This is a genomic window from Vibrio sp. Vb1554 (assembly GCF_033344235.1).
Genome location: NZ_JAWPOJ010000002.1, coordinates 1 through 21,440, shown reverse-complemented (window position 1 = coordinate 21,440; position 21,440 = coordinate 1). Strand labels below are relative to the sequence as shown.

At 44.2% G+C, this 21,440-nt stretch carries 19 protein-coding genes; 16 read left to right on the top strand and 3 right to left on the bottom strand.

The genetic code is table 11. The features are described 5' to 3' along the window. The first annotated feature begins 91 nt into the window (after positions 1–91). The 13 genes from rbsD to vctC all read left to right on the top strand — a co-directional run bounded on the left by rbsD (position 92) and on the right by vctC (position 12,703). Entirely contained in the window at positions 92–511 is a 420-nt protein-coding gene (rbsD, locus tag R8N28_RS02060; protein ID WP_005382620.1) for a D-ribose pyranase, read from the top strand. 23 nt (positions 512–534) lie between these two features. Further along, the gene (gene rbsA, locus R8N28_RS02055) at positions 535–2,040 is read left to right on the top strand and encodes a ribose ABC transporter ATP-binding protein RbsA (protein ID WP_005373147.1); all 1,506 of its coding nucleotides are present in this window, start codon (positions 535–537) and stop codon (positions 2,038–2,040) included. Next, positions 2,037–3,020: a ribose ABC transporter permease gene (gene rbsC / locus R8N28_RS02050; protein WP_005382618.1), complete on the top strand. Its 984-nt coding sequence runs from the start codon at positions 2,037–2,039 to the stop codon at positions 3,018–3,020. Before rbsA ends, rbsC begins: the two co-directional genes overlap by 4 nt. Before the next feature lie 87 nt (positions 3,021–3,107). Next, positions 3,108–3,986 (top strand): ribose ABC transporter substrate-binding protein RbsB, encoded by an 879-nt coding sequence (rbsB, locus tag R8N28_RS02045; protein WP_005373143.1) that lies wholly within the window; start codon positions 3,108–3,110, stop codon positions 3,984–3,986. A 222-nt stretch (positions 3,987–4,208) separates the two neighbouring features. Then, positions 4,209–5,126: a ribokinase gene (gene rbsK, locus R8N28_RS02040; RefSeq protein WP_065275230.1), complete on the top strand. Its 918-nt coding sequence runs from the start codon at positions 4,209–4,211 to the stop codon at positions 5,124–5,126. 35 nt (positions 5,127–5,161) lie between these two features. Continuing rightward, on the top strand, positions 5,162–6,184 hold the full coding sequence (locus R8N28_RS02035) for a substrate-binding domain-containing protein (protein ID WP_065275231.1): 1,023 nt from the start codon (positions 5,162–5,164) through the stop codon (positions 6,182–6,184). Between the two features lie 499 nt (positions 6,185–6,683). After that, a complete protein-coding gene (gene pnuC, locus R8N28_RS02030; RefSeq protein ID WP_065275232.1) occupies positions 6,684–7,415 on the top strand; it encodes a nicotinamide riboside transporter PnuC in 732 nt (243 codons plus the stop codon). Positions 7,416–7,425: 10 nt separating this feature from the next. Next, positions 7,426–8,157, top strand: a complete 732-nt coding sequence (locus tag R8N28_RS02025; protein ID WP_065275233.1) for a nucleoside phosphorylase — start codon at positions 7,426–7,428, stop codon at positions 8,155–8,157. A 134-nt stretch (positions 8,158–8,291) separates the two neighbouring features. Next, positions 8,292–8,972: a Crp/Fnr family transcriptional regulator gene (locus R8N28_RS02020; protein ID WP_005382613.1), complete on the top strand. Its 681-nt coding sequence runs from the start codon at positions 8,292–8,294 to the stop codon at positions 8,970–8,972. Between the two features lie 163 nt (positions 8,973–9,135). After that, a complete protein-coding gene (locus R8N28_RS02015) occupies positions 9,136–10,044 on the top strand; it encodes a siderophore ABC transporter substrate-binding protein (protein ID WP_065275234.1) in 909 nt (302 codons plus the stop codon). A gap of 22 nt (positions 10,045–10,066) precedes the next feature. After that, a complete protein-coding gene (gene vctD / locus R8N28_RS02010) occupies positions 10,067–11,002 on the top strand; it encodes an iron chelate uptake ABC transporter permease subunit VctD (protein WP_017820306.1) in 936 nt (311 codons plus the stop codon). After that, positions 10,995–11,945 carry an iron chelate uptake ABC transporter permease subunit VctG gene (vctG, locus tag R8N28_RS02005; RefSeq protein WP_005376631.1) on the top strand — a complete coding sequence of 317 codons (951 nt, stop codon included), beginning with the start codon at positions 10,995–10,997 and terminating at the stop codon, positions 11,943–11,945. Before vctD ends, vctG begins: the two co-directional genes overlap by 8 nt. A gap of 2 nt (positions 11,946–11,947) precedes the next feature. After that, on the top strand, positions 11,948–12,703 hold the full coding sequence (gene vctC, locus R8N28_RS02000) for an iron chelate ABC transporter ATP-binding protein VctC (RefSeq protein WP_005376629.1): 756 nt from the start codon (positions 11,948–11,950) through the stop codon (positions 12,701–12,703). Between the two features lie 42 nt (positions 12,704–12,745). Here the strand turns inward: vctC and cueR are convergent, their stop codons facing one another. Then, positions 12,746–13,132 (bottom strand): Cu(I)-responsive transcriptional regulator, encoded by a 387-nt coding sequence (cueR, locus tag R8N28_RS01995; RefSeq protein WP_005376627.1) that lies wholly within the window; start codon positions 13,130–13,132, stop codon positions 12,746–12,748. 87 nt (positions 13,133–13,219) lie between these two features. Continuing rightward, on the bottom strand, positions 13,220–14,188 hold the full coding sequence (locus R8N28_RS01990) for a helix-turn-helix domain-containing protein (protein WP_005376626.1): 969 nt from the start codon (positions 14,186–14,188) through the stop codon (positions 13,220–13,222). A 116-nt stretch (positions 14,189–14,304) separates the two neighbouring features. On the opposite strand from R8N28_RS01990, the gene R8N28_RS01985 reads away from it, so the two are divergent. Further along, complete coding sequence (locus R8N28_RS01985) at positions 14,305–16,311, top strand: TonB-dependent siderophore receptor (RefSeq protein WP_065275235.1); 2,007 nt, start codon at positions 14,305–14,307, stop codon at positions 16,309–16,311. A gap of 41 nt (positions 16,312–16,352) precedes the next feature. Further along, positions 16,353–16,634, top strand: a complete 282-nt coding sequence (locus R8N28_RS01980) for a DUF2218 domain-containing protein (RefSeq protein ID WP_005376622.1) — start codon at positions 16,353–16,355, stop codon at positions 16,632–16,634. A gap of 88 nt (positions 16,635–16,722) precedes the next feature. On the opposite strand, the gene R8N28_RS01975 is transcribed toward R8N28_RS01980, so the two are convergent. After that, positions 16,723–16,974 carry a YgjV family protein gene (locus tag R8N28_RS01975; protein ID WP_005376619.1) on the bottom strand — a complete coding sequence of 84 codons (252 nt, stop codon included), beginning with the start codon at positions 16,972–16,974 and terminating at the stop codon, positions 16,723–16,725. Positions 16,975–17,835: 861 nt separating this feature from the next. Here R8N28_RS01975 and R8N28_RS01970 point away from each other — a divergent pair. Next, a partial coding sequence (locus tag R8N28_RS01970) for a retention module-containing protein (RefSeq protein WP_318183315.1) occupies positions 17,836–21,440 on the top strand: 3,605 nt, incomplete at its 3' end.

The following is a 21,440-nucleotide window of genomic DNA, read 5'->3' as shown; positions in this document are numbered from 1 at the left end:
GAAACGTTTCGATGAGTTTTCTGTTAATAACGAAAACACTTTAAGACAGGCGCTCATGGTTGTATGAACGTGTAACCGAAAGGTCGATGAGATGAAAAAAAGTACCCTAATTAACTCAGATATTTCTTACTTGGTGGCGACGCTAGGCCACACCGACGAGATCACGATATGTGATGCTGGTCTACCAATCCCAGAGCATGTTCAGCGAATCGATTTGGCGCTAACGCATGGGGTACCAAGTTTTCTTGATACTGTTCGCGTAATTCTATCTGAGTCCCAAATCGAAGGGGTCATCATTGCGGAAGAGTTCTCTGATGCAAGCCCAGTTTTGCATGAAGCGTTGCTCAACGAACTGAGCAAAGAGAGTGAAGAGACGGGCAAATCTATTGAGGTGAGCTACGTGTCACATGAAGCGTTTAAAGCACGCACGGCCCAAAGTCGCGCTATCGTAAGAACCGGCGAATGCTCGCCATATGCGAACGTTATTTTCCAAGCGGGCGTGGTTTTTTAAGCCAGAGATATTGAGGACAGATTATGACTCAAGCCATTCTACAACTAAGCGAAATTGAGAAGGCGTTTCCGGGCGTAAAAGCACTCGACAAAGCAAGCCTGAATGTTTATCCAGGCCGTGTTATGGCGCTGATGGGTGAAAATGGAGCAGGCAAGTCAACGTTAATGAAGGTGTTGACAGGCATTTACCACATGGATGCGGGGAGCATTCAATATCAAGGTCAGCCGGCGGCCTTTAAAGGTCCACGCGATTCACAGGAAGCTGGTATTAGCATTATTCACCAAGAGCTGAACCTGATTCCTGAACTGACGATTGCCGAAAATATTTACTTGGGACGAGAGTTCACCGGCTCCTTAGGGCGTATCCAGTGGGGCAAAATGTATGACGAAGCTGACAAGCTTTTAAAACGTCTCAATGTAAAGCATTCATCAAAAACATTGCTTGGCGATTTAAGCCTTGGTGAACAACAAATGGTGGAAATTGCAAAGGCACTTTCGTTTGAGTCGAAAGTCATCATTATGGATGAGCCAACGGACGCACTGACCGATACCGAAACGGAATCACTGTTTAAAGTGATTAATGAGCTCCGCGAGCAAGGATGCGGCATCGTATACATTTCGCATCGTCTTAAAGAAATCTTTGAAATCTGTGATGATATTACGGTGCTTCGTGATGGTAAGTTTATCGGTGAGTGCAAGGTGTCCGACACTGATGAAGATGGCCTAATTGAAATGATGGTTGGCCGAAAATTAGAAGAGCAATATCCACGTATTGATGTCCAACATGGCGAAACTTGTCTTGAAGTCATTGGTTTGACTGGGTCTGGCGTTCAGGATGTGAGCTTTACTCTCAAGCGTGGTGAGATTCTTGGAATTTCTGGCTTGATGGGCGCAGGCCGCACTGAACTCATGAAAGTCATTTACGGCGCATTACCTAGTGAGCATGGTGTTATCAATCTTGATAACAAAACTATTAACCCGGTTAGCCCGCAAGATGGCTTGGCAAATGGTATCGCTTACATCTCTGAAGATCGCAAAGGCGATGGTTTGGTTTTAGGTCTTTCGGTTAAGGAGAACATGTCACTTTGTTCGCTAAACCAGCTGACCAAAGGCTTCCAGATTCAACACAGCGACGAAGTGATTGCAGTGGAAGATTTTATTAAGTTATTCAACATTAAAACCCCAACGCGAGATCAAATCATCGGCAACTTATCTGGTGGTAACCAGCAAAAAGTTGCGATTGCGAAAGGGTTAATGACGAAACCTAAAGTTCTGATTCTGGATGAGCCAACACGTGGTGTTGATGTCGGAGCAAAAAAAGAGATTTATCAGCTCATCAACAAGTTTAAGGCCGAAGGCATGAGCATCATCTTGGTTTCTTCCGAGATGCCTGAAGTGCTCGGCATGAGCGACCGTATTTTAGTGATGCATGAAGGTCGTATCACTGGCGAATTTGATGCGAAAGACGCCGATCAAGAAAAATTACTCGCCTGTGCCGTAGGCAAAGAGATCAATGAGGAAGCAGCATGAGTACGAATACCATGAGCAAACCAACCGAAACTGGCAACAAGAAGTTGTTCACAAAAGAGTGGCTGATTGAGCAAAAATCACTGATAGCTTTGATCTTTCTGATCGTTGTTGTGTCATTTTTGAACCCGAACTTTTTTACGGTCGACAACATTCTCAACATTCTTCGTCAAACCTCCGTGAATGCCATTATCGCAGTGGGTATGACATTAGTTATTTTAACAGCAGGCATCGACTTAAGTGTTGGTTCGGTATTGGCATTGTGTGGTGCCTTTGCGGCAAGCATGATTGCGCTTGAGGTTCCGGTGCTAGTGGCGGTTCCAACTGCTTTAGTCGCAGGTGCAGCGTTAGGTGCGATCAGCGGTATCATTATTGCGAAGGGTAAGGTGCAGGCATTTATCGCTACGCTGGTTACCATGACGTTACTACGCGGTGTGACCATGGTGTACACCGAAGGTCGTCCAATCTCGACAGGCTTTACTGACACCGCGGATGCGTTCGCATGGTTTGGTACTGGCTACGCGCTAGGCATTCCAGTTCCTGTTTGGTTAATGGTGGTTGTGTTCGCTGCGGCTTGGTATTTACTTAACCACACGCGCTTTGGTCGCTATGTTTACGCACTAGGCGGCAATGAGTCTGCGACTCGCCTATCAGGTATCAATGTAGACCGAGTGAAGATTGGTGTCTACGCCATCTGCGGTATGTTAGCAGCGCTTGCAGGCATTATTGTAACGTCTCGTCTTTCTTCGGCGCAGCCAACAGCAGGTATGGGCTACGAGCTAGACGCTATCGCAGCGGTTGTTCTTGGCGGTACCAGCTTGATGGGCGGTAAAGGCCGTATCATGGGTACCTTGATTGGTGCGCTGATCATCGGTTTCTTGAACAATGCACTTAACCTACTTGATGTTTCTTCCTACTACCAAATGATTGCAAAAGCAGTGGTTATCTTGCTGGCGGTATTGGTAGACAACAAAAACAAGTAATTCATAACAATCTGTATATATAAAACAGTGAATACAAACCGAGTCAGGGGACGTGTACTGGCTCACCCTACACAAAGGACTAGAACGATGAAAAAACTTGCAACTCTTATCTCTGCTGCACTTCTTTCTTCAACCGTATCGGTAGCGGCGCAAGCTCAAGATACCATGGCGATTGTGGTTTCGACGCTAAACAACCCGTTCTTCGTAACGATGAAAGACGGTGCGGAAGCAAAAGCGAAAGAATTGGGGTACGACTTAATTGTACTGGACTCGCAAAATGACCCGAGTAAAGAACTGTCGAACATCGAGGATTTAAGTATTCGCGGCGTAAAAGCAATTCTTATCAACCCAACGGATTCTGATGCAGTGTCTAATGCAATTCGTATGGCGAACCGTTCTAAGATCCCTGTGTTGACATTAGACCGTGGTGCAAGCCGTGGTGAAGTCGTGAGTCACATCGCGTCGGACAACGTAATTGGTGGTGAAATGGCAGGCCACTACATCATGGAAAAAGTCGGCGAAAAAGCAAAAGTCATTCAACTTGAAGGTATTGCGGGCACATCGGCAGCGCGTGAGCGCGGTGAAGGCTTTATGAATGCCGTGAAGGGCAGCGATATGGATCTTCTTGCTAGCCAACCGGCTGACTTTGACCGCACGAAAGGTCTAAACGTAATGGAAAACCTGCTAGCGGCTAACCCGGATGTACAAGCGGTATTTGCACAGAATGATGAAATGGCGCTAGGTGCACTTCGCGCAGTTCAAGCTTCTGGCAAAGATGTCGTTATCGTTGGTTTTGATGGTACGGAAGACGGCATTGCAGCAGTTAACCGTGGCAAACTAGCGGCAACTATTGCTCAGCAACCAGACCTTATCGGTGCTTTAGGTGTTGAAACGGCTGACAAAGTTTTGAAAGGTGAAGAAGTAGAAGAGTACATCCCAGTACCACTAAAAGTAGTCACTAAGTAAGTTTTAAGTTCAATAAATCATCCTAATTTTTGCTCTCTCCTCCGTTTATATCTGTCGTTTAGGAGGTGAGGGCAAACTTACCCAAAATACTGCAAAGTGTGGGGTATAGATGCCTTTGGCTTTTTGTCGAGACTCCTTTATCAGGAGGAGAAGTTAAAGTCATCTAATGTATTTTCCTAAACAGTTTTTAAAAAGGGTTCATTCAGAACCGAGGATAACCGTATGAATAAGTTAGTGGTGTTAGGTAGTGTAAACGCTGACCATGTTCTTCAAGTGCCTTCTTTCCCTCGCCCAGGCGAGACGTTGCATGGTCGCAACTATCAAGTTATCCCAGGTGGCAAAGGTGCCAACCAAGCCGTCGCGGCGGCGCGATTAAATGCAGACATAGGTTTTATCGCTTGTGTGGGCGACGACTCATTCGGCATTAACATTCGCGAAAACTTCAAAATGGACGGCATCGATATCACTGGTGTGAAGATGCAGCCAAATTGCCCGACAGGTATCGCGATGATTCAAGTGTCGGACAGTGGTGAGAACAGCATTTGCATTTCAGCTGAAGCAAACGCCAAACTGACAGCAGAAGCGATTGAGCCAGATTTAGAGCGTATTCGCCAAGCAGATTACTTGCTAATGCAATTGGAAACGCCGATGTGCGGCATTGAGAAAGCTGCGCGTGTAGCGAAAGATGCCAAAACCAATGTCATTCTGAACCCAGCGCCAGCTCGCGAACTGTCAGATGAATTACTGTCTTGCATTGACGTGATTACACCAAATGAAACGGAAGCTGAAGTTCTGACAGGTATTACTGTAACAGACAACGAAAGCGCGCAAGAAGCGGCGAATGTGCTACATGGTAAAGGTATAGAAATTGTCTTGATCACACTCGGTGCAAAAGGCGTTTGGTTAAGCCAAAACGGTCGAGGCGAAATCATCTCGGGTTTCCGCGTTGAAGCGACGGATACTACCGCTGCGGGCGATACATTTAATGGGGCATTCGTCACTGGTCTCCTAGAAGGTTTACCTTTAGAATCAGCGATTAAGCTTGCACATGCGGCGGCTGCAATTTCTGTGACCCGCTTTGGCGCGCAAACGTCGATTCCAACCCGCGAAGAGGTGGACGCGTTTCTCGCTGAACAATAAGGCGCACAACGCCTCATTAAAATAGGAGTAGTAACATGGCGACGATGAAAGACATCGCAAAACTGGCAGGGGTTTCCACTTCAACAGTGAGCCATGTTATTAACAAGACGCGTTTTGTGAGCGAAGAGATCTCTGAACGCGTTAACAATGCCGCAAAAGAGCTTAACTACTACGCGCCCTCTGCGTTGGCGCGTAGCCTCAAAGTTAATCGTACCAAAACCATTGGTATGCTCGTGACAACCTCAACCAACCCATTCTTTGGCGAAGTCGTAAAAGGCGTAGAGCGCAGCTGCTACCAAAAAGGCTACAGCCTCATTTTATGTAACACCGAGGGTGATAACGAACGTATGCGTCAATCCATTAATACGCTATTGCAAAAGCGTGTCGATGGTTTGATTTTGATGTGTTCGTCGCTAGAAGGAGAGCGTATCGATGTATTTGAGCGTTACCCAGATATCCCAGTAGTGGTAATGGACTGGGGGCCGATGCTATTTACAAGCGATAAAATCCAAGACAACTCACTTCGTGGCGGTTACTTAGCGGCGAAATACTTAATTGATTGCGGCCATACCGAAATTGGGTGCATCACTGGCCCTTTGATTAAACACCAAGCGCAAATGCGATACGAAGGTTATAAGCGAGCAATGAACGAAGCGGGCTTGGAATTTAATGCCAATTGGATCATTGAATCGGACTTCGAGTGTGAGGGTGGGTATCAAGCGTTCAAAAAAATGGCTCAGCGTGGCGCATTACCTAGCTCGATTTTCGTCTCTAACGATATGATGGCGATGGGGGTGATTAACGCCGCAAATGAGCTCGATATTAAAGTGCCGGACGACCTGTCCATTATTGGTTACGATGACATCCATATCGCGAAATTTATGTCGCCATCGCTAACTACCATTCATCAGCCTAAGTACCGTTTGGGTCAGGCTGCCGTTGAGACTCTTGTCCGAAAGTTGGATGAAAAGTCAACAGAGGCACAGGTCGTACAATTAGAACCGGCTCTAGTGGAACGAAAAAGCGTCAAGAGGTTAAAGTCAAACGTCACTGAATGACGTGTGATGTTGAGCTAAAAAATTAAAAAAGTCGTTTCTCTTTATACGATAAAGCCTTACTATCGTCCTTGATTATAAATAAAACTATTAATTGTTGTCTGGCGGATTAGTTAAATGTTATCAAAAGGTTACGCTAAGTTATCTGTAAAACACCCTTGGTTTCACCGAGTTAATGTTATTACAGTTGTATTGATTTTTTTTGTGAGCTGCTATCAGCTACTGGTTAATGAAGCATTTGAGTACGCAATTGGCTTTATTATTACACTTTTGGCGTCAGCTTTATTTGCATCAGCTTCTGCATTCAAAAAACGCTATCTAGGCTTGGATTCATAGGCAGGTCTATTTCCAACATCGTTCAATAGCATCATTTATTGCTTTCAAGTAAACATTGGACTGAATTATGATCGAGTGCATCAAGAGGAGGACAAATGTCCTCCTTTTTGTTGGGGATCACGCTCTAATATAAGCGTATTCCAAACAAAATAATAAAGGACATGTTATGGACCTCTTTGCCTTACTCGATATTAATAATACTCTCGTTAACATTCCGATTGGCGACGGCTACGCAATGAGCTGGATCGAAGCTTTCGGTACCGTTTTTGGACTGCTTTGCATTTGGTTTGCCAGCCAAGAAAAAACCATCAACTACTTATTCGGTTTGCTGAATGTCACGTTTTTTGCCGTTATCTTTTTTCAAATTCAGTTATACGGATTATTGCTTCTTCAATTGTTTTTCTTCTGTGCGAACATTTACGGCTGGTATGCGTGGACTCGTCCAAACGCACAAGGTGAAACGCTGGAGGTTCGCTGGTTAAATAAACAGAAACTTATTACTACTGCCTCTATTAGCGTTGCATGTATCGCATTATTAACGATCTATATCGACCCATTTTTCTTTGCGCTAGCAAACATTGCTGTTGATAGCTTGAATCTCTTTGGTGCTGGCTTGGCTGAACCGGTGCTTGAACCTGACGCGTTCCCGTTCTGGGATGCAACCATGACAGTACTTTCTGTTGTTGCACAAATTCTGATGACACGTAAATACGTCGAAAACTGGATTCTATGGGTTGTGATTAATATTATCAGTGTGGGTATCTACGCGACGCAAGGTGTTTACGCAATGTCTGTTCAGTACGCGATTCTTATGTTCATCGCTGCCAATGGCACGCGTGAGTGGGCTCGTAGCGCTAAGCGCAATGGCGATAAAACCTTAGCGCACGCTGCTGCGTAAGGAACGAAAAATGGCCAAACAACCTCATATCGGAGTGGATGAAACACAAATCGCTCCCCTCGTTATTGTATGCGGCGAGCCAGATCGAGCGAATCGTATCGCGGCATTATTTGATGATGCAGAAATGGTGTCGGAAAACCGCGAGTACCGTGTGTTTACCGGCAACTACAAAGGCAAGCCTGTTTCAGTATGTAGTACAGGTATAGGTGCGCCATCGATGATCATCGCAGTGGAAGAGCTAAAACAGTGCGGTGTGACTCATGTGGTACGCGTTGGATCTGCGGGGGCAATGCAATTAGGCATTCATCTTGGCGAGTTGATCATTGCCGAAGGCGCGGTAAGAGATGAGGGCGGCTCTAAAGCGTATGTCGATTCGTCTTATCCAGCCTACGCAAGCTTTTCACTGTTAAAGGAAGTTGAGCGTTACTTGTCGATGCAAAAAGTGCATTATCATTTTGGTGTGGTGCGTTCTCACGACAGTTTCTATACCGATGACGAAGATGCAATATGCCAACATTGGAACAAGAAAGGCATCTTAGGTGCCGATATGGAAACCTCTGCGCTGTTTACGGTCGGTCGACTACGAGGCCTTCATGTGGCTTCGATATTAAACAACGTGGTGCTGTATCAACAAGATGTGAAAGAAGGGGTTGGTCAGTACGTTGATGAGGCCAAAGTAATGATGCAAGGTGAGAAGAGCGCCGCGATTACGGCATTAGAAGCCTTGGTTGCTCAGCGTTAGCCAGTCTCTATCTCAGTAAGTCACATAAACAGAATAGATGTAAAGCGACAGGTCACTGTCGCTTTTTTATTTGGAGTTACGGGGTACAATCCATCTTAAATAGTTGTCCGTAACTTGTTCTGAGAGAGCAGAAAATGAAAATCAGCCCTTATCCGACTGGTCGCTTCAAAACATACCTTGAAGAAAAGAGTGCCACCTTTCGCGATTTGATTTATCAATGCCAAATAAATTCGCGTTACTTTGATGCTGGGGAAGCAATTCTCCGCCAAGGTGAGCAACTTCAGTACTTGTATGTTGTGCCAGTAGGTCGAGTCTCGATGAACATATTGGCCGCAAATGGACGACGTTTTCAATTAGGGGAAGCTAACTGCGACTATCATATTTATGGTGAAATGGAGTTCTTCACTCAGACTCCTTGTCAATGGAATGTGATAGCAGATGAACATATGCAGGTTGATGTTATCTGTATCCAAAAACTAACCGAAGCACTGCAAAATCATCCCCAAATGATGGTGTTCTTCGCTTCAGCATTGGCTGAGGATTATCAAGACTCCATGGATATCTACACTAATCGTTTGTTGCATCCCATTACTTACAACATTGCCTATGATCTTCTCGTCCGTAATCAGACGGATAAGCTGCTTGGTGGTTTTGATAAAGTGAACCAAGAGGCTGAGCGGTTTGGTACCTCAGGCCGAGTCTATCGACGTGCAGTTAAGGACTTGATTGAAAAGGGATTGATTACAAAAACGGACAACGGTTTGGAGATTATTGATGAGCTGGCACTCAAAGCGTTTATTGAAGCGCATGAATGATACGCCCAGGTATTGGAACTGATGGGTTTTATAAGTCTTTGATATATCTAAGTCTTGAGTAAACGTAACTAATGTAAAGTACCTTAAATTTTGTTGAATGCATTAAAGAGTAGCGTTATATTGCGAACGCGTATGATAATAGATCTCATTAAGGCTTAACAAAATGAAAAAATTCGTCGGTGCGGCTATGCTGTCGTTATTTACTGTTTCTCCTTCTTTCGCTGCTAAAGTTGTGATTGACCACTACATGGGTCAAACAGAGCTAGAACAATCCCCAGAGCGTGTGGTTGTGATTGGCTTTGGCCCGCTAGATGCGCTGGACAACTTTGGTATCGATCCTGTTGCAGTATCTAACTCGTCTAATCTTCCTAGTTACCTTTCAAAATACAGCAAAGATAACTACACCTCTGCGGGTAGTTTGTTTGAACCTGATTTTGAAACCATCTACATGCAAAAACCGGATTTGATTTTGGTTGGTCCGCGAGCGTCTGCGAAATATGAAGAGCTGAGTGAAATTGCCCCTACAGTTGTTTTCGCGGCGAAAGAAAACCAAGGCTATTGGGAAGGCACGCAAGCGCAATGGCGCAATATTGGTAAGATCTTCAATATCGAAGAAAAAGTAGAGCAGAAAATTGAAGCGTTAGATACTCAATTCAAAGCAATCCGCGACTACAACCAATCGAACAAAAATGATGCATTAACGATTTTAAGCATGGGTGACAACATCAGCGCGTTTGGTGCCCAGTCGCGATTTGGCGTCATTTATAACGACTTTGGCTTCTTGGAAACGGTTGAGCACGTGAAAACGGGCACTCACGGAGATGTCATTTCTTATGAGTTTATTCGTGAAGCTAACCCGAAAAATATTCTCGTGGTTGACCGAAATTCTCTGACAGGTACGCCGGATAACGATATTCGTAAATCCATGGATAACGACTTAGTCAAAGCGACTGCGGCATATAAAAATCATAAAATCACCTATTTAGATGTGGACGCTTGGTACTTGTCGATGTCTGGTGTGACAGCAACAGAAAAAATGGTCAGTGAGATAAAGCAAACCGTTGAACTGTAATCCAAGATAGCAGAGGTTAACTTTGAAGAAGTTATTGCTAACCCTTGTGGTTTTAAGCACGGTTTCGTTATTTGTTGGGGTTGCAAACATGACACCCCAACAACTCTTTTCAGGTGATGAGAAAGCATTAGAACTTTTCTTTACCAGCCGTATACCACGTTTATTTGCCATATTGCTTGCTGGTGCTGGCTTGAGTATTGCGGGTCTTGTCATGCAGCAAATCAGCCAGAACCGATTTGCGGCACCTTCTACAACTGGTACGATCGAATGTGCCATGCTGGGCTATGTACTGAGCGTGGTTTTCTTTGGTAATGATAATCACCTTTGGCTCGTGTTCGGCATCTCGGTATTTGGGACGCTGGCGTTTGTTTTCTTTATTCAGCGCATTCAATTTAAGAGCGTGGTTTTTGTGCCACTTGTCGGGATTATTTTCGGCAATGTCATCCAATCCATGACTACGTTTATCGCTTACAAATATGATGCACTTCAAAGTCTGAATGCTTGGACAGTCGCAAACTTCGCCAACATCTTGCGTGGTGATTTTGAACTGCTGTACATCGCGGTACCAATGGTTATCCTCAGCTATCTTTTTGCCGCAAGGATCTCTGCCGTAGGTATCGGAAAAGATTTCGCGATTAACTTGGGTTTGAATTATCAGCAGGTTGTGACGATTGGCGTGCTATTGGTGTCCATCATGTCAGCAAGTGTCGTGATGATTGTTGGCCAGTTGCCATTCTTAGGGCTGATTGTACCGAATCTCGTGAGTCACTTTTATGGCGATAACCTCAAAAAGAACATTCCGCTTACGGCCATGTATGGGGCCATTTTAGTGTTGTGTTGCGATTTGGTGAGTCGTTTAATTATTTTCCCTCATGAAATGCCAATCTCTATCGTGATTAGCATATTGGGTGGCGTGGTATTCATCGCAATGTTGTTGCGAGGTAAGCAACATGCGTGATTCAACGAAAATCCTGCTGCTAGGTGGCATTGCGATTCTTTTCGCGTGTCTGTTTATTGGTATTGGGCTAACGGCTGACAACTACCAATATTTTTTGTCTCGTAGAGTTCCTAAAGTATTGGCGATAGTGCTAGCGGGTGTGGCCATTGCTCAGTCTTCACTTGTATTTCAAACCATTACGCACAACCGAATTTTAACGCCAAGTATCATGGGTTTTGATGCGCTGTATGTGTTAACCCAAATTTTGATCGTGTTGATTTTTGGTGGGTTGAGTACCTTAGTTCTTAACTTGTACGTCAATTTCGCGATTGCAGTAATTGTAATGGTGTCGTTTTCGCTACTGCTGTTTGGGTTTTACTTTTCAAAAGGCAGCAAGAACTTGATTACGTTGCTATTGGTCGGCTTGATCTTTGGTCAGCTATTTTCCAATGCGGCGTCATTCTTTTCTTTGCTGATGGACCCAAACACATATGCAATTGTTCAGTCGAAACTGTACGCCAGTTTCAATAATGTCAAAGTGAACTTGGTTTACTTTAGTGCTCCGGCTTTGATGTTTGCATGTTGGTTGTTGTTTAGGATGCATCGCACTTTAGATGTGTTTTGGCTCGACCAAGACAATGCGAAAAGTTTGGGTGTTGATGTACCTAAAGTGACGAGAAATGTGTTTATTATCTCGGCGGTTTTGATTGCTATTTCTACGGCTTTGGTAGGGCCAATCATGTTCTTTGGTTTACTAGTGACCAACTTAAGCCGAGAAATGTTCCGAAGTTACCAACATAAAACGCTATTGGTCGGATGTTCGTTTCTATCCATCAGTTCACTACTTGCTGGGCAATGGATAATCGAAAACGTGTTCAGTTTTGAGACGACGTTGAGTGTCGTAATTAACTTTATCGGCGGTGCGTATTTCTTATACCTGCTGCTGAAAAACAAAGTTGTATAAATATGATAGTAATAGACAAATTAACGAAGGCTTTCGGTTCAAACAAAGTCGTAGACGAGGCCAATACTCAGTTTGAAAAGGGCAAGGTAACATCGATTATCGGTCCAAATGGCGCGGGAAAGAGCACGCTGTTATCTATGGCCTCGCGCTTAACGGAGCGAGATGGCGGTAGTGTTATCATTGATTGCAAGGAAATCGCGGAATGGGACACAAAAGAGCTAGCGAAAAAACTGGCAGTACTTCGCCAAGCTAACTCGATTACAATGCGGTTTACCGTAAAAGAGTTAGTCTCTTTTGGTCGTTTCCCATACTCTAAAGGAAATCTGACTAAAGAAGATCATGAGGTCATAGAAAAAGCGATCGACTACTTAGATTTGCAAGATATTCAAGACAAATACTTGGATGAATTAAGTGGTGGTCAGCGACAGCTTGCATTTATTGCTATGGTGATTGCACAAGATACAGATTATGTCTTTCTTGATGAACCTCTTAATAACTTAGATATCAAACACTCTCTTCAGATCATGAAAGTTGTGCAGCAGTTAGCCCATGACATGAATAAAGCTATGGTGGTCGTGATTCATGATATTAATTTCGCGGCGTGTTACTCAGATGTCATATTGGCGCTTAAGAAAGGTAAAGTTGTGGCGAGTGGTGCGGTTGAAGAGGTTATTCAAGCGTCTACGCTAGAGGACATCTACGAAACGCCATTTAACATCATAGAGTTAAACGGTAAGCGTATGTGTACTTATCATTAAGCGAGCTAGTTCGTTTTTAACGAGATCAATAGATAGGCGGGCTTACTTGGTGAGCTCGTCTATGATTGGGCATCGGCTCTCTGCATCTCCAGGACAAGAAGAAACCCAACCTTCAAGTTGCGTTTTGATCTCCATGAGGTGTGCAATTTTTTCTTCAACCTCTCTCAGTTTGTCCATGGTTCTTGCTTTTACTTCGCTACTTTTGCGGTTGGGGTTATGAGCAAGTTGTACGAACTCTTTGCATTCTTGCAACGAAAAGCCTGCGCTTTTTGCGCGTGATACCAAGTTAAGCTCTTGAATATGATTATCTGAATATTCGCGATAGCCAGAGTCGCTGCGCGCTGGTGGAGATATGATCCCTTTGTCTTCATATAATCGAATCGACTTAGATGAAAGCCCTGTGAGCTTCGCGACAGCACCAATATTCATGTTTAACCTCCATAACGTTTAAGGCGAGTATATACCGATGTTGTGGATAAGACACTCCTAAATAACAGTCAGTTACCTAGAGTCCCCTTACTCTTTAATCACTTCATGTGGTGGCACACCAAATGCCTTTTTGAAGGCATAAGTGAAGTTAGAAGGGTGGTGGTATCCGGCTTCATAGGCGGCTTCTGTTATCGTCACTAGGCCACGTTCCAAATGTTGCCTAGCAATCTCAAGACGTCGAAAACGAATGTAGCCGTTTATGGTCATATTAAGTGATTGTTTAAATCGGCGCTGCAGGTTTGAAACACTCATTGAGAATTGGCTCGCCAACTTTTCCAAGCGTAGTTCTTGATCAAGGTGAGTTTCAATATAGCTGACAATATCCTCAATCCGACCGTCAATGTGTCGTTCAATACTGCTGTTTTTAGCACTGAAATTCTTAGGAATTTGCTTGGTGGCTTGATGTAAAATTTGATAGATCAAGCTTTCGACCTCTAGCTTCTCTTGGAACTCTTGCGGTGTTTCTCTATTTGTTAACGTGTCAGCCAGCTCGCATAGCGTCTGGTTAAGCTCCAACTGTTGAAACGCCTGATGAGAGTTAAAAAAGGCTCGATGGCTACAATTTTGCTCAAGGCGGGCCTCTAGCCATTGGGGCTTAACCAATATGTTGATCTTATTAATGAGGTTATCTTTGAGCAGTGAACGACGAAAATTTGCAGGTTTGAGTAAGTTCACCACTACACCCTTAGGGCCGTCGCTCGCGTCTAAATCAAATTGCAAATCGTCGTAGCCAAACGAGAGTCTACCTTCTAAAAGAATAGTGACCAGCAGTGAGGCGTGTGCAGTAGAAACAATATTCGAATCAATAAGTTCTAGACAACGCCCGCCATGAACAAAAATTTGATCATTATACTGATATGATAGGAACTTACCTTCGGCCAGTTGAGTTTGACAAGGTTGGCCTTGCGTGACAATCCATTGTTTCTCTGTCGCCTCTAGTCTTTGGGTTAAAGCTATCTTGGCAATTTTAGTTCGTTTTGTTGTGACTTCCTGCATTTGACACTTCCTCATAACACTTGTGCGATTTCGCATAACTAAATCGCCTTTGTATTTATAAAACTCATGCTTATTATACCTGAGAATTATTATCATTAATATTTAGGAATGAAGTTATGGAAAGCCCTGCTTGTTCACCTATCAAGCTTTCAAGCCTTTGCCTTGCAGTGGGAATGGCGCTATCAACCCCTGTTTTAGCTCAAGATACTGAGTCACATTTTGAAGAGGTCGTTGTATGGGGAACGAAAGTTTCCAGCAACACTGAGTCGATGTTTGCGGACGACATGTCACTGAAGCAAGCGGATCATATGTCTGATTTACTGCGCGATATTCCCGGTGTGGATGTTGGTGGAACACACTCTGTGAATCAACGTATTACGATTCGTGGTTTGAGCGAAACCGATTTGGACATTCGTCTTGACGGTGCTTCTCAGCATGCGAGCATGTTCCATCATATTGGTAACTTGACGTTGAACCCTGACATTCTCAAATCTGCGGACATTCAGGTAGGTAATAACTCTGTGACTCAAAACGGGTTAGGCGGTTCGGTCTACTTTGAAACGAAAGACGCTCGTGACTTACTTCGTTACGATGAAAAGTTTGGTGCGCGTGTTTATGGCGGCTATGCATCCAACGACAACCAACAAGGTTCGTTGACACTGTACGGACTTTTGTCCGAAAACATTGATGCGATGGTCTATGGCCATTACGTTACGCGTGATGATTTTGAAGATGGTGATGGCAATAAAACCTATGGTGCTGCAGGTGATGTTTACAACATTCTGGCTAAGCTGGGGTATGAACTAAATGACATCCATCGTTTTGAGCTCTCTTATGACATGTACCGAGACAGTGGAGATTACAGTCCGCGTCCTGATATGTCTGGTAGTGCAAATAATAGCCTGTCGAGCAAGTTACTTATCCCTACGGATTATGACCGCGATACCGTTACCTTGAGTTACGAGTTGCGAGGCGAACAACACCAAGGAAACGTCACTCTTTATAATACCGAGACAGAAATTAAACGTGACGAAACGGTGATGGCCCCTCGTTGGCCCTCGAACCGTTTATCAAAGAACACCGCCAAAAACCAAAACTTTGGTTTGAATGGCAAATTCCAGTCAGATGTTATGTTAGGTGAGTTTGATAATCGAGTCACTTATGGCTTCGACTACATGGATAAAACGTCTTCGAGTTACTACGGTAGTCGTAAGTTTATGGACGAATCGGCGATTTCAACCGCACTGTTTGTAGAAGATCAGTTCTTCTTCTCTGATGCCTTCTTTATTACTGCAGGTATGCGCTTTGATGATTACAAACGCAAAGCTGAGACAGGAACCAGTAATTATGATGATGTAACTTGGGCTCTAGCAGCAGAATGGGCGGTGACGCAAGATTGGACGTTGTTTGCGAGTGCACGCTCTCTATTTAAAGGTCCAGAGCTAATGGAAACCTTTATTGCTTACCAAGACGTTGCATTTTTAGAGGATGGGTTAAAGCCAGAAACGGGATTGAACACGCAGGGTGGTGTTCGTTTTGATAAAACCTTTGATAAGCATTTCTTTGGGGCGAATATTACGATATTCCAAACGGAAATTGATGATTACATTGCAGACCAGTACCAAAACGCGACTCAAACTTACCTGATTTACAACTTAGGTGATGTTGAGATTAAAGGCTTTGAAGCAAGTGCTTCTTATGGTTACGACAAGTTTAACAGCAAACTTTCTTACTCTAAGTCGGACACCAAAAACAAGAATACTGGTGGTCCTGTTGCTGGGGGCAATGGGCGTAGCATTGATATGGGGGATAGCATTGCTCTAACTTTGGATTACCAGTCAGACGCTTTAGAAACGATCTTCGGGTGGAACTCAATGTTTGTTCTAGAGGAAGACAACGTCTTTGATGGTCAGCCAAAGAAAGCAAGTTATGATGTGCATAATCTATACGCTCAATGGGTGCCGTCTGATATTGATGGGCTGTCGGTGACCTTTGGTATTGATAATGTATTTGACGAGTTGTACAGCTCTCATGCGTCTCGTTCGGGGACTGCACGTGGCTTCACGCTTGATGACTACGAGCCGGGTCGCAACTTCAAGCTCTCTGCAGCTTATCAATTCTAACAAGGTTCTTCATAGGACGTTTCAAAGTAACGAGTAAGTTCATGATTAAAGAAAGCACCCGAATAGATAGCGAACACGCTGACAAATACTTAGTGACGCTTTGTCGGCATTTTGGACGAAAAGTTCCTGCTACTTGGAATGAAAATAGCGGTTTGGTGACATTTCCGACGGGAAAAGCTGAGTTTAACCTTTGTGCATCTAGCTTAACTATAACCTGTGAGGCGGATTCAGAAGAGAAACTGAATACGGTGAAGGCGATCATTTCATCGCATGTGGACATGTTTTCTCGTCGAGAAACACTAGCACTTAGCTGGGTTCGTTAGCGCTCGTTTAAGGATGCTGTGATAGAAAGGGAATGTTAAAAGCAAAAGCCCGCAATCTTATGATTTGCGGGCTTTTATTGTTTGAATGCTATTGCGCTTTCTCAGGCTCTAGGCTTTTTTTTTCCTGCTGCATTTTTGCTAGGAAGTAGATGTTAACGCAAGCAATAAAACCGTTAGTTAGTACTACAGGCCAAGAATCAATCATTAGTCCGTAAGCAGTAAATAGCGCACAACCAATAAAGTTAAGGATACGAAGCTTAACAATATCTTTCATAGTTAGCGAAATAGCGACCATGATTGAAGCTGCATAACCTAAAATCTCAACCATATTCATGTCCATTTTTTGACCCTCTTAAAATCTGCCGAATTTTGTCGGTACCAATTCTTCTCATCTTGAGATTAATGAGGAAGCTCCATGCCTCGAATGGTCTTTTTTTGTTGTATGGACGCACTATATCAATGGAAAAACCGTGATAAAAGCCTCAAATCAAGGTTAAGAGAAGGTTAGCGATTACGCAAACGTTTAGGACTGGAATTACTGATAATTTTACTTATTGTGTTGATTGATAATAACGATGACATTAATAGCTCAAACACCATTGAAAGTAAGGGAATATTTACATATGATTGAAAATGATAATTATTTTCAAGTGCTGTGTTTATGTATTTTATTATTAGCTTGCTCGTGTTTTTTTTGCTGTATATCAGAACAAAACCGAACTCGTGGTGTGCGGGGATTCATATCGTAAGCCACTTTTTTATCGTTGCATTTTGTCCTGCAATTTATGTTGTTCAATATTTAATCGTTACGTTTTTTTCGTCACCGATATTGATTAAGATGTCATCACGCTCCGGTGTATACAACATTCTCATTGCTTTTCTTCCATTATTGATCGCAACCGGCAGTCTGGCGTTTAGCTGAATGATTTCATCTCTCTTCTTTTCTTAAAACAACTACACTTAATCAGAATAAGGTATCAATTTCATATAATTATTCGATATCTACGCGTCAGCACATGTGTCACATTTCTGTGACTACGAGTAAGTTTTACTTATGTTGCTTGGTAGTAGGGTATTTATCGATTGTTTAATGATTCAATACTTAGTTTAATCGTATAAAGGTGTGCAGTATGCCGCACTAAATTAATAAGAAATTATCTAAAAAGGTTAATGGGAAACGTAAGCCATTAGCGGAGGTCAGATGAGTACGCACACGGTACCGCAGAGCGCGATTGTAAATGCTGTCAAAGGTGAAGTTTTGGTTTTGGGCCTGGATGGAAACGTTAAGGTCATAAAAGCGGGGGATGAGTTAAGACCTGGCGAGATTATTATCACAGAAAATAATGCTTCTCTCGACGTACAGATAAATAATGAGCTTTATCTGGTCGATGCAAATTGTGTTGCTTGTCTTCCTGTGCCTTCTTCTGAACCGTTAGAACCAGTATTGGTACAATCTCCAGTTAATGGCTTGGTGACTTTTGACCCAACGGCTATTGGAAGTGCTGACTTCGACGCCAACGATATTGCCGCTATTCAGCAAGCTATTTTAGACGGAGCTGACCCTACCGCTATCTTAGAAGCAACAGCTGCTGGCGCAGGTGCTGAAGGCTCGGCTAATGCTGGCTACGTGACGGTTGAATATAATAACCCGGAAGTACTCGCTTCTACTTTTTTTGAAACGTCTGCGACTCGCAGCGGAGAAGATGATCGCGACGAAGATGACGGTTTGAATGTCACGATTTTTGCTGATGGTGGGCAGTCACTGCAATCTAGCGTAACAGAAGGCTCAATTTCTCTATCAAGCTACCCGCAAACCATTTCGTCTAGTGTGCTGGTTGAAGCAGGGGATCTCGCACTTGATACTGCTTCATTTGTACCCGAAACGTCTTCTTTAGAGTCTTTGTTGACTGAGCTTAACAGTGATATTACCTCTGGTGGTCAGCCAGTGGCGTTCGTTTATGACGAAGCGCAAAATGCCATTATCGGTACTCAAGAAGGTAACGAAGTGCTTCGTATCGAGATCGAAGCGACATCTGTAGGCCGTGATTTAGAGTTAGAAGTCGTTACCACGATTAGCCAGGGCGTTGACCATGTTGCGTCTGTTGCTGATGGCCAAGTATCGATCGTCGGTGATCAAATCAATATTGCTTTTGATATTACAGGTGCAGATATTGGTGGTAACAGCATTCAAGCGCCTATCGATTTTACGACAACCGTTATTGATGGCGATGCTCCTGCGCCGCAAAACGTTACTTTTGAAAACGTTGAATCTTCTTCTACACCAATTACTGGCACCTTTGTTGATATTGGTAGTGATCAATTGGCAACGGTCACGTTTAATCAAGAAGGACTTAGTCAGTTCGATGGCCTACTGAGTGATAATCAGGCGACAGAAGCGGTACTCTCTGAAGACGGCAGTACTATCACCTTGTCCATTGCTGGCTCGAATGAAACCGTCTTAACCATCAGTCTGAATACTGATGGTACCTACCAATTTGAGCAATTTAAGCCGTTAGAACAAACAAACGGTGAAGATACGATTGAGCTCTCTTTACCAACCACAATCGTCGACTATGACCAAGATACGGCAAGCAACACCTTTACGATGACCATCCTCGATGGCGATAACCCAGTGATTGAGAACGTGACGGGCTTGTCTTTAGATGAGGCGGGGGTTGACCAAGGTTCACAGGAAGGCGCGGCAGTAACAAGTGGTACTGGGTCGATCACGACAGCGGTCGGAAGTGACATCATTGATCACTATGAGTTGGAACCTACAGAGTTCAATGTTGGTGGAGAACTCCAATCTCAAGGGCAGGTTGTTCAACTAGAACTAGCGTCCGAGAGTAACGGCGTACGTACTTACGAAGGCTTCATCGAGCTGGATGGTGTGCGTATTACCGTATTTGATGTGGCGATTGATGCACCTGCATTGGGCGAATACCAATTCAACTTGTATGAACAACTTGACCATACGGGTGCTAACGATGACTCGCTCACTTTCTCACTGCCAGTTTACGCGGTAGATGCGGATGGTGACCGCTCCTCTATTACCGAAGGTTCGAACACACCAGAAGCTGCGCAAATTGTCATTCAAGTTCAAGATGACGTTCCTTCGATTGATGGCGTTGATGCGCTAGCCGTCGATGAAGACGATTTATCAAGCATTGGCTCCGATCAAAGCGACTCTGTGTTCGCGCAAGGTAGCTTCACGACGACTCAGGGCTCAGACCGTGTTGTAAGTTATCAATTAGAGAGCGGCACTGATCCACTCAATGGGTTGGAATCGCAGGGACGATCTATCTCTCTGACGGAAACAACCAATTCAGATGGCAGCTTTACCTATTCTGCAACGGCAGAAGGGGACGCTATCTTCACCTTACAAGTGAACCCTGACGGTTCTTATTCATTTACCCTTGAAGGTCCAATCGATCATGCTGTGGGTAGCGATAGCTTAACTCTAGACTTCACTATTGTCGCAACGGACTTTGACGGTGACACCAGTTCACTTGTTCTACCGGTAACCATTGCCGATGATGTGCCAACCATTAATGACGTTGTCGCTCTTACCGTCGATGAAGATGACTTAAGTTTGGTAGGCTCTGACCAATCACAGTCAACGCTGGTCGAAGGTCAGTTTACGACAACTCAAGGTTCTGATGGCGTCGTACAGTATCAGTTGGATGTAAACGCTGATTCTTTAAATGGCCTGCAATCTCAAGGTCAAACCGTTTCCATTGCCGAAACGCAAAATGCAGATGGCAGTTACACCTACAGCGCAACGGCAAATGGCAGTGCAGTTTTCACATTAATTTTGAATACCGACGGCTCGTACAGTTTTGAGCTGCAAGGTCCAATTGACCATGCGGCAAATAGCGACAGCTTAACCCTTGATTTTAGCGTTATTGCTACAGACTTCGATGGTGACACAAGCCAAATCGTATTGCCTGTTACCATCGTGGATGATAAGCCAACTATTACCGATGTTGATGCGATTACTGTTGATGAAGATGATTTAGGCACGATTGGTTCGGACCAGACTGACCCGATTTCTATTGATGGTAGCTTCACCACCACACAAGGCTCTGACCGAGTGGTAAGTTATCAGCTTGATGCTTCTGCAACACCAGTTGACGGCCTTACATCACAAGGCGTGGCAGTTACGCTGACTGAAACCGCAAACGCTGATGGCAGCTTTACTTACGAGGCGACAGCGGGTAGTGAAGCGGTCTTTACGCTGACGGTGAATACTGATGGTAGCTATAACTTCACGCTTGAAGGTCCAATCGACCACGCGGTAGATAGCGATGAGCTGACACTCAACTTCCCAATCATCGCAACAGACTTTGATGGCGACACCACAAATGCCACTATCCCAGTGACAATCGTGGACGATAAGCCTGTTATTACCGACGTCGACACCATTACGGTTGATGAAGATGATCTAGCGTCAATTGGCTCAGACCAAAGCAATCCAATTTCTATTGATGGCAACTTTACTACCACACAAGGCTCTGACCGAGTGGTGAGCTACCAACTCGATGCTTCAGCAACACCAGTGGACGGTTTAACATCGCAAGGCGTGGCTGTAACGCTAACAGAAACCGCAAATGGTGATGGTAGTTTCACTTATGAAGCGACTGCGGGTGGCAACCCAGTATTTACTCTGACAGTAGATACTGATGGCTCTTACAACTTCACGCTAGAAGGGCCAATTGATCACGCGGTGGATAGTGATGAGCTGACACTCAACTTCCCAATTATCGCAACCGACTTCGATGGCGACACCGTTACTGAAACCATTCC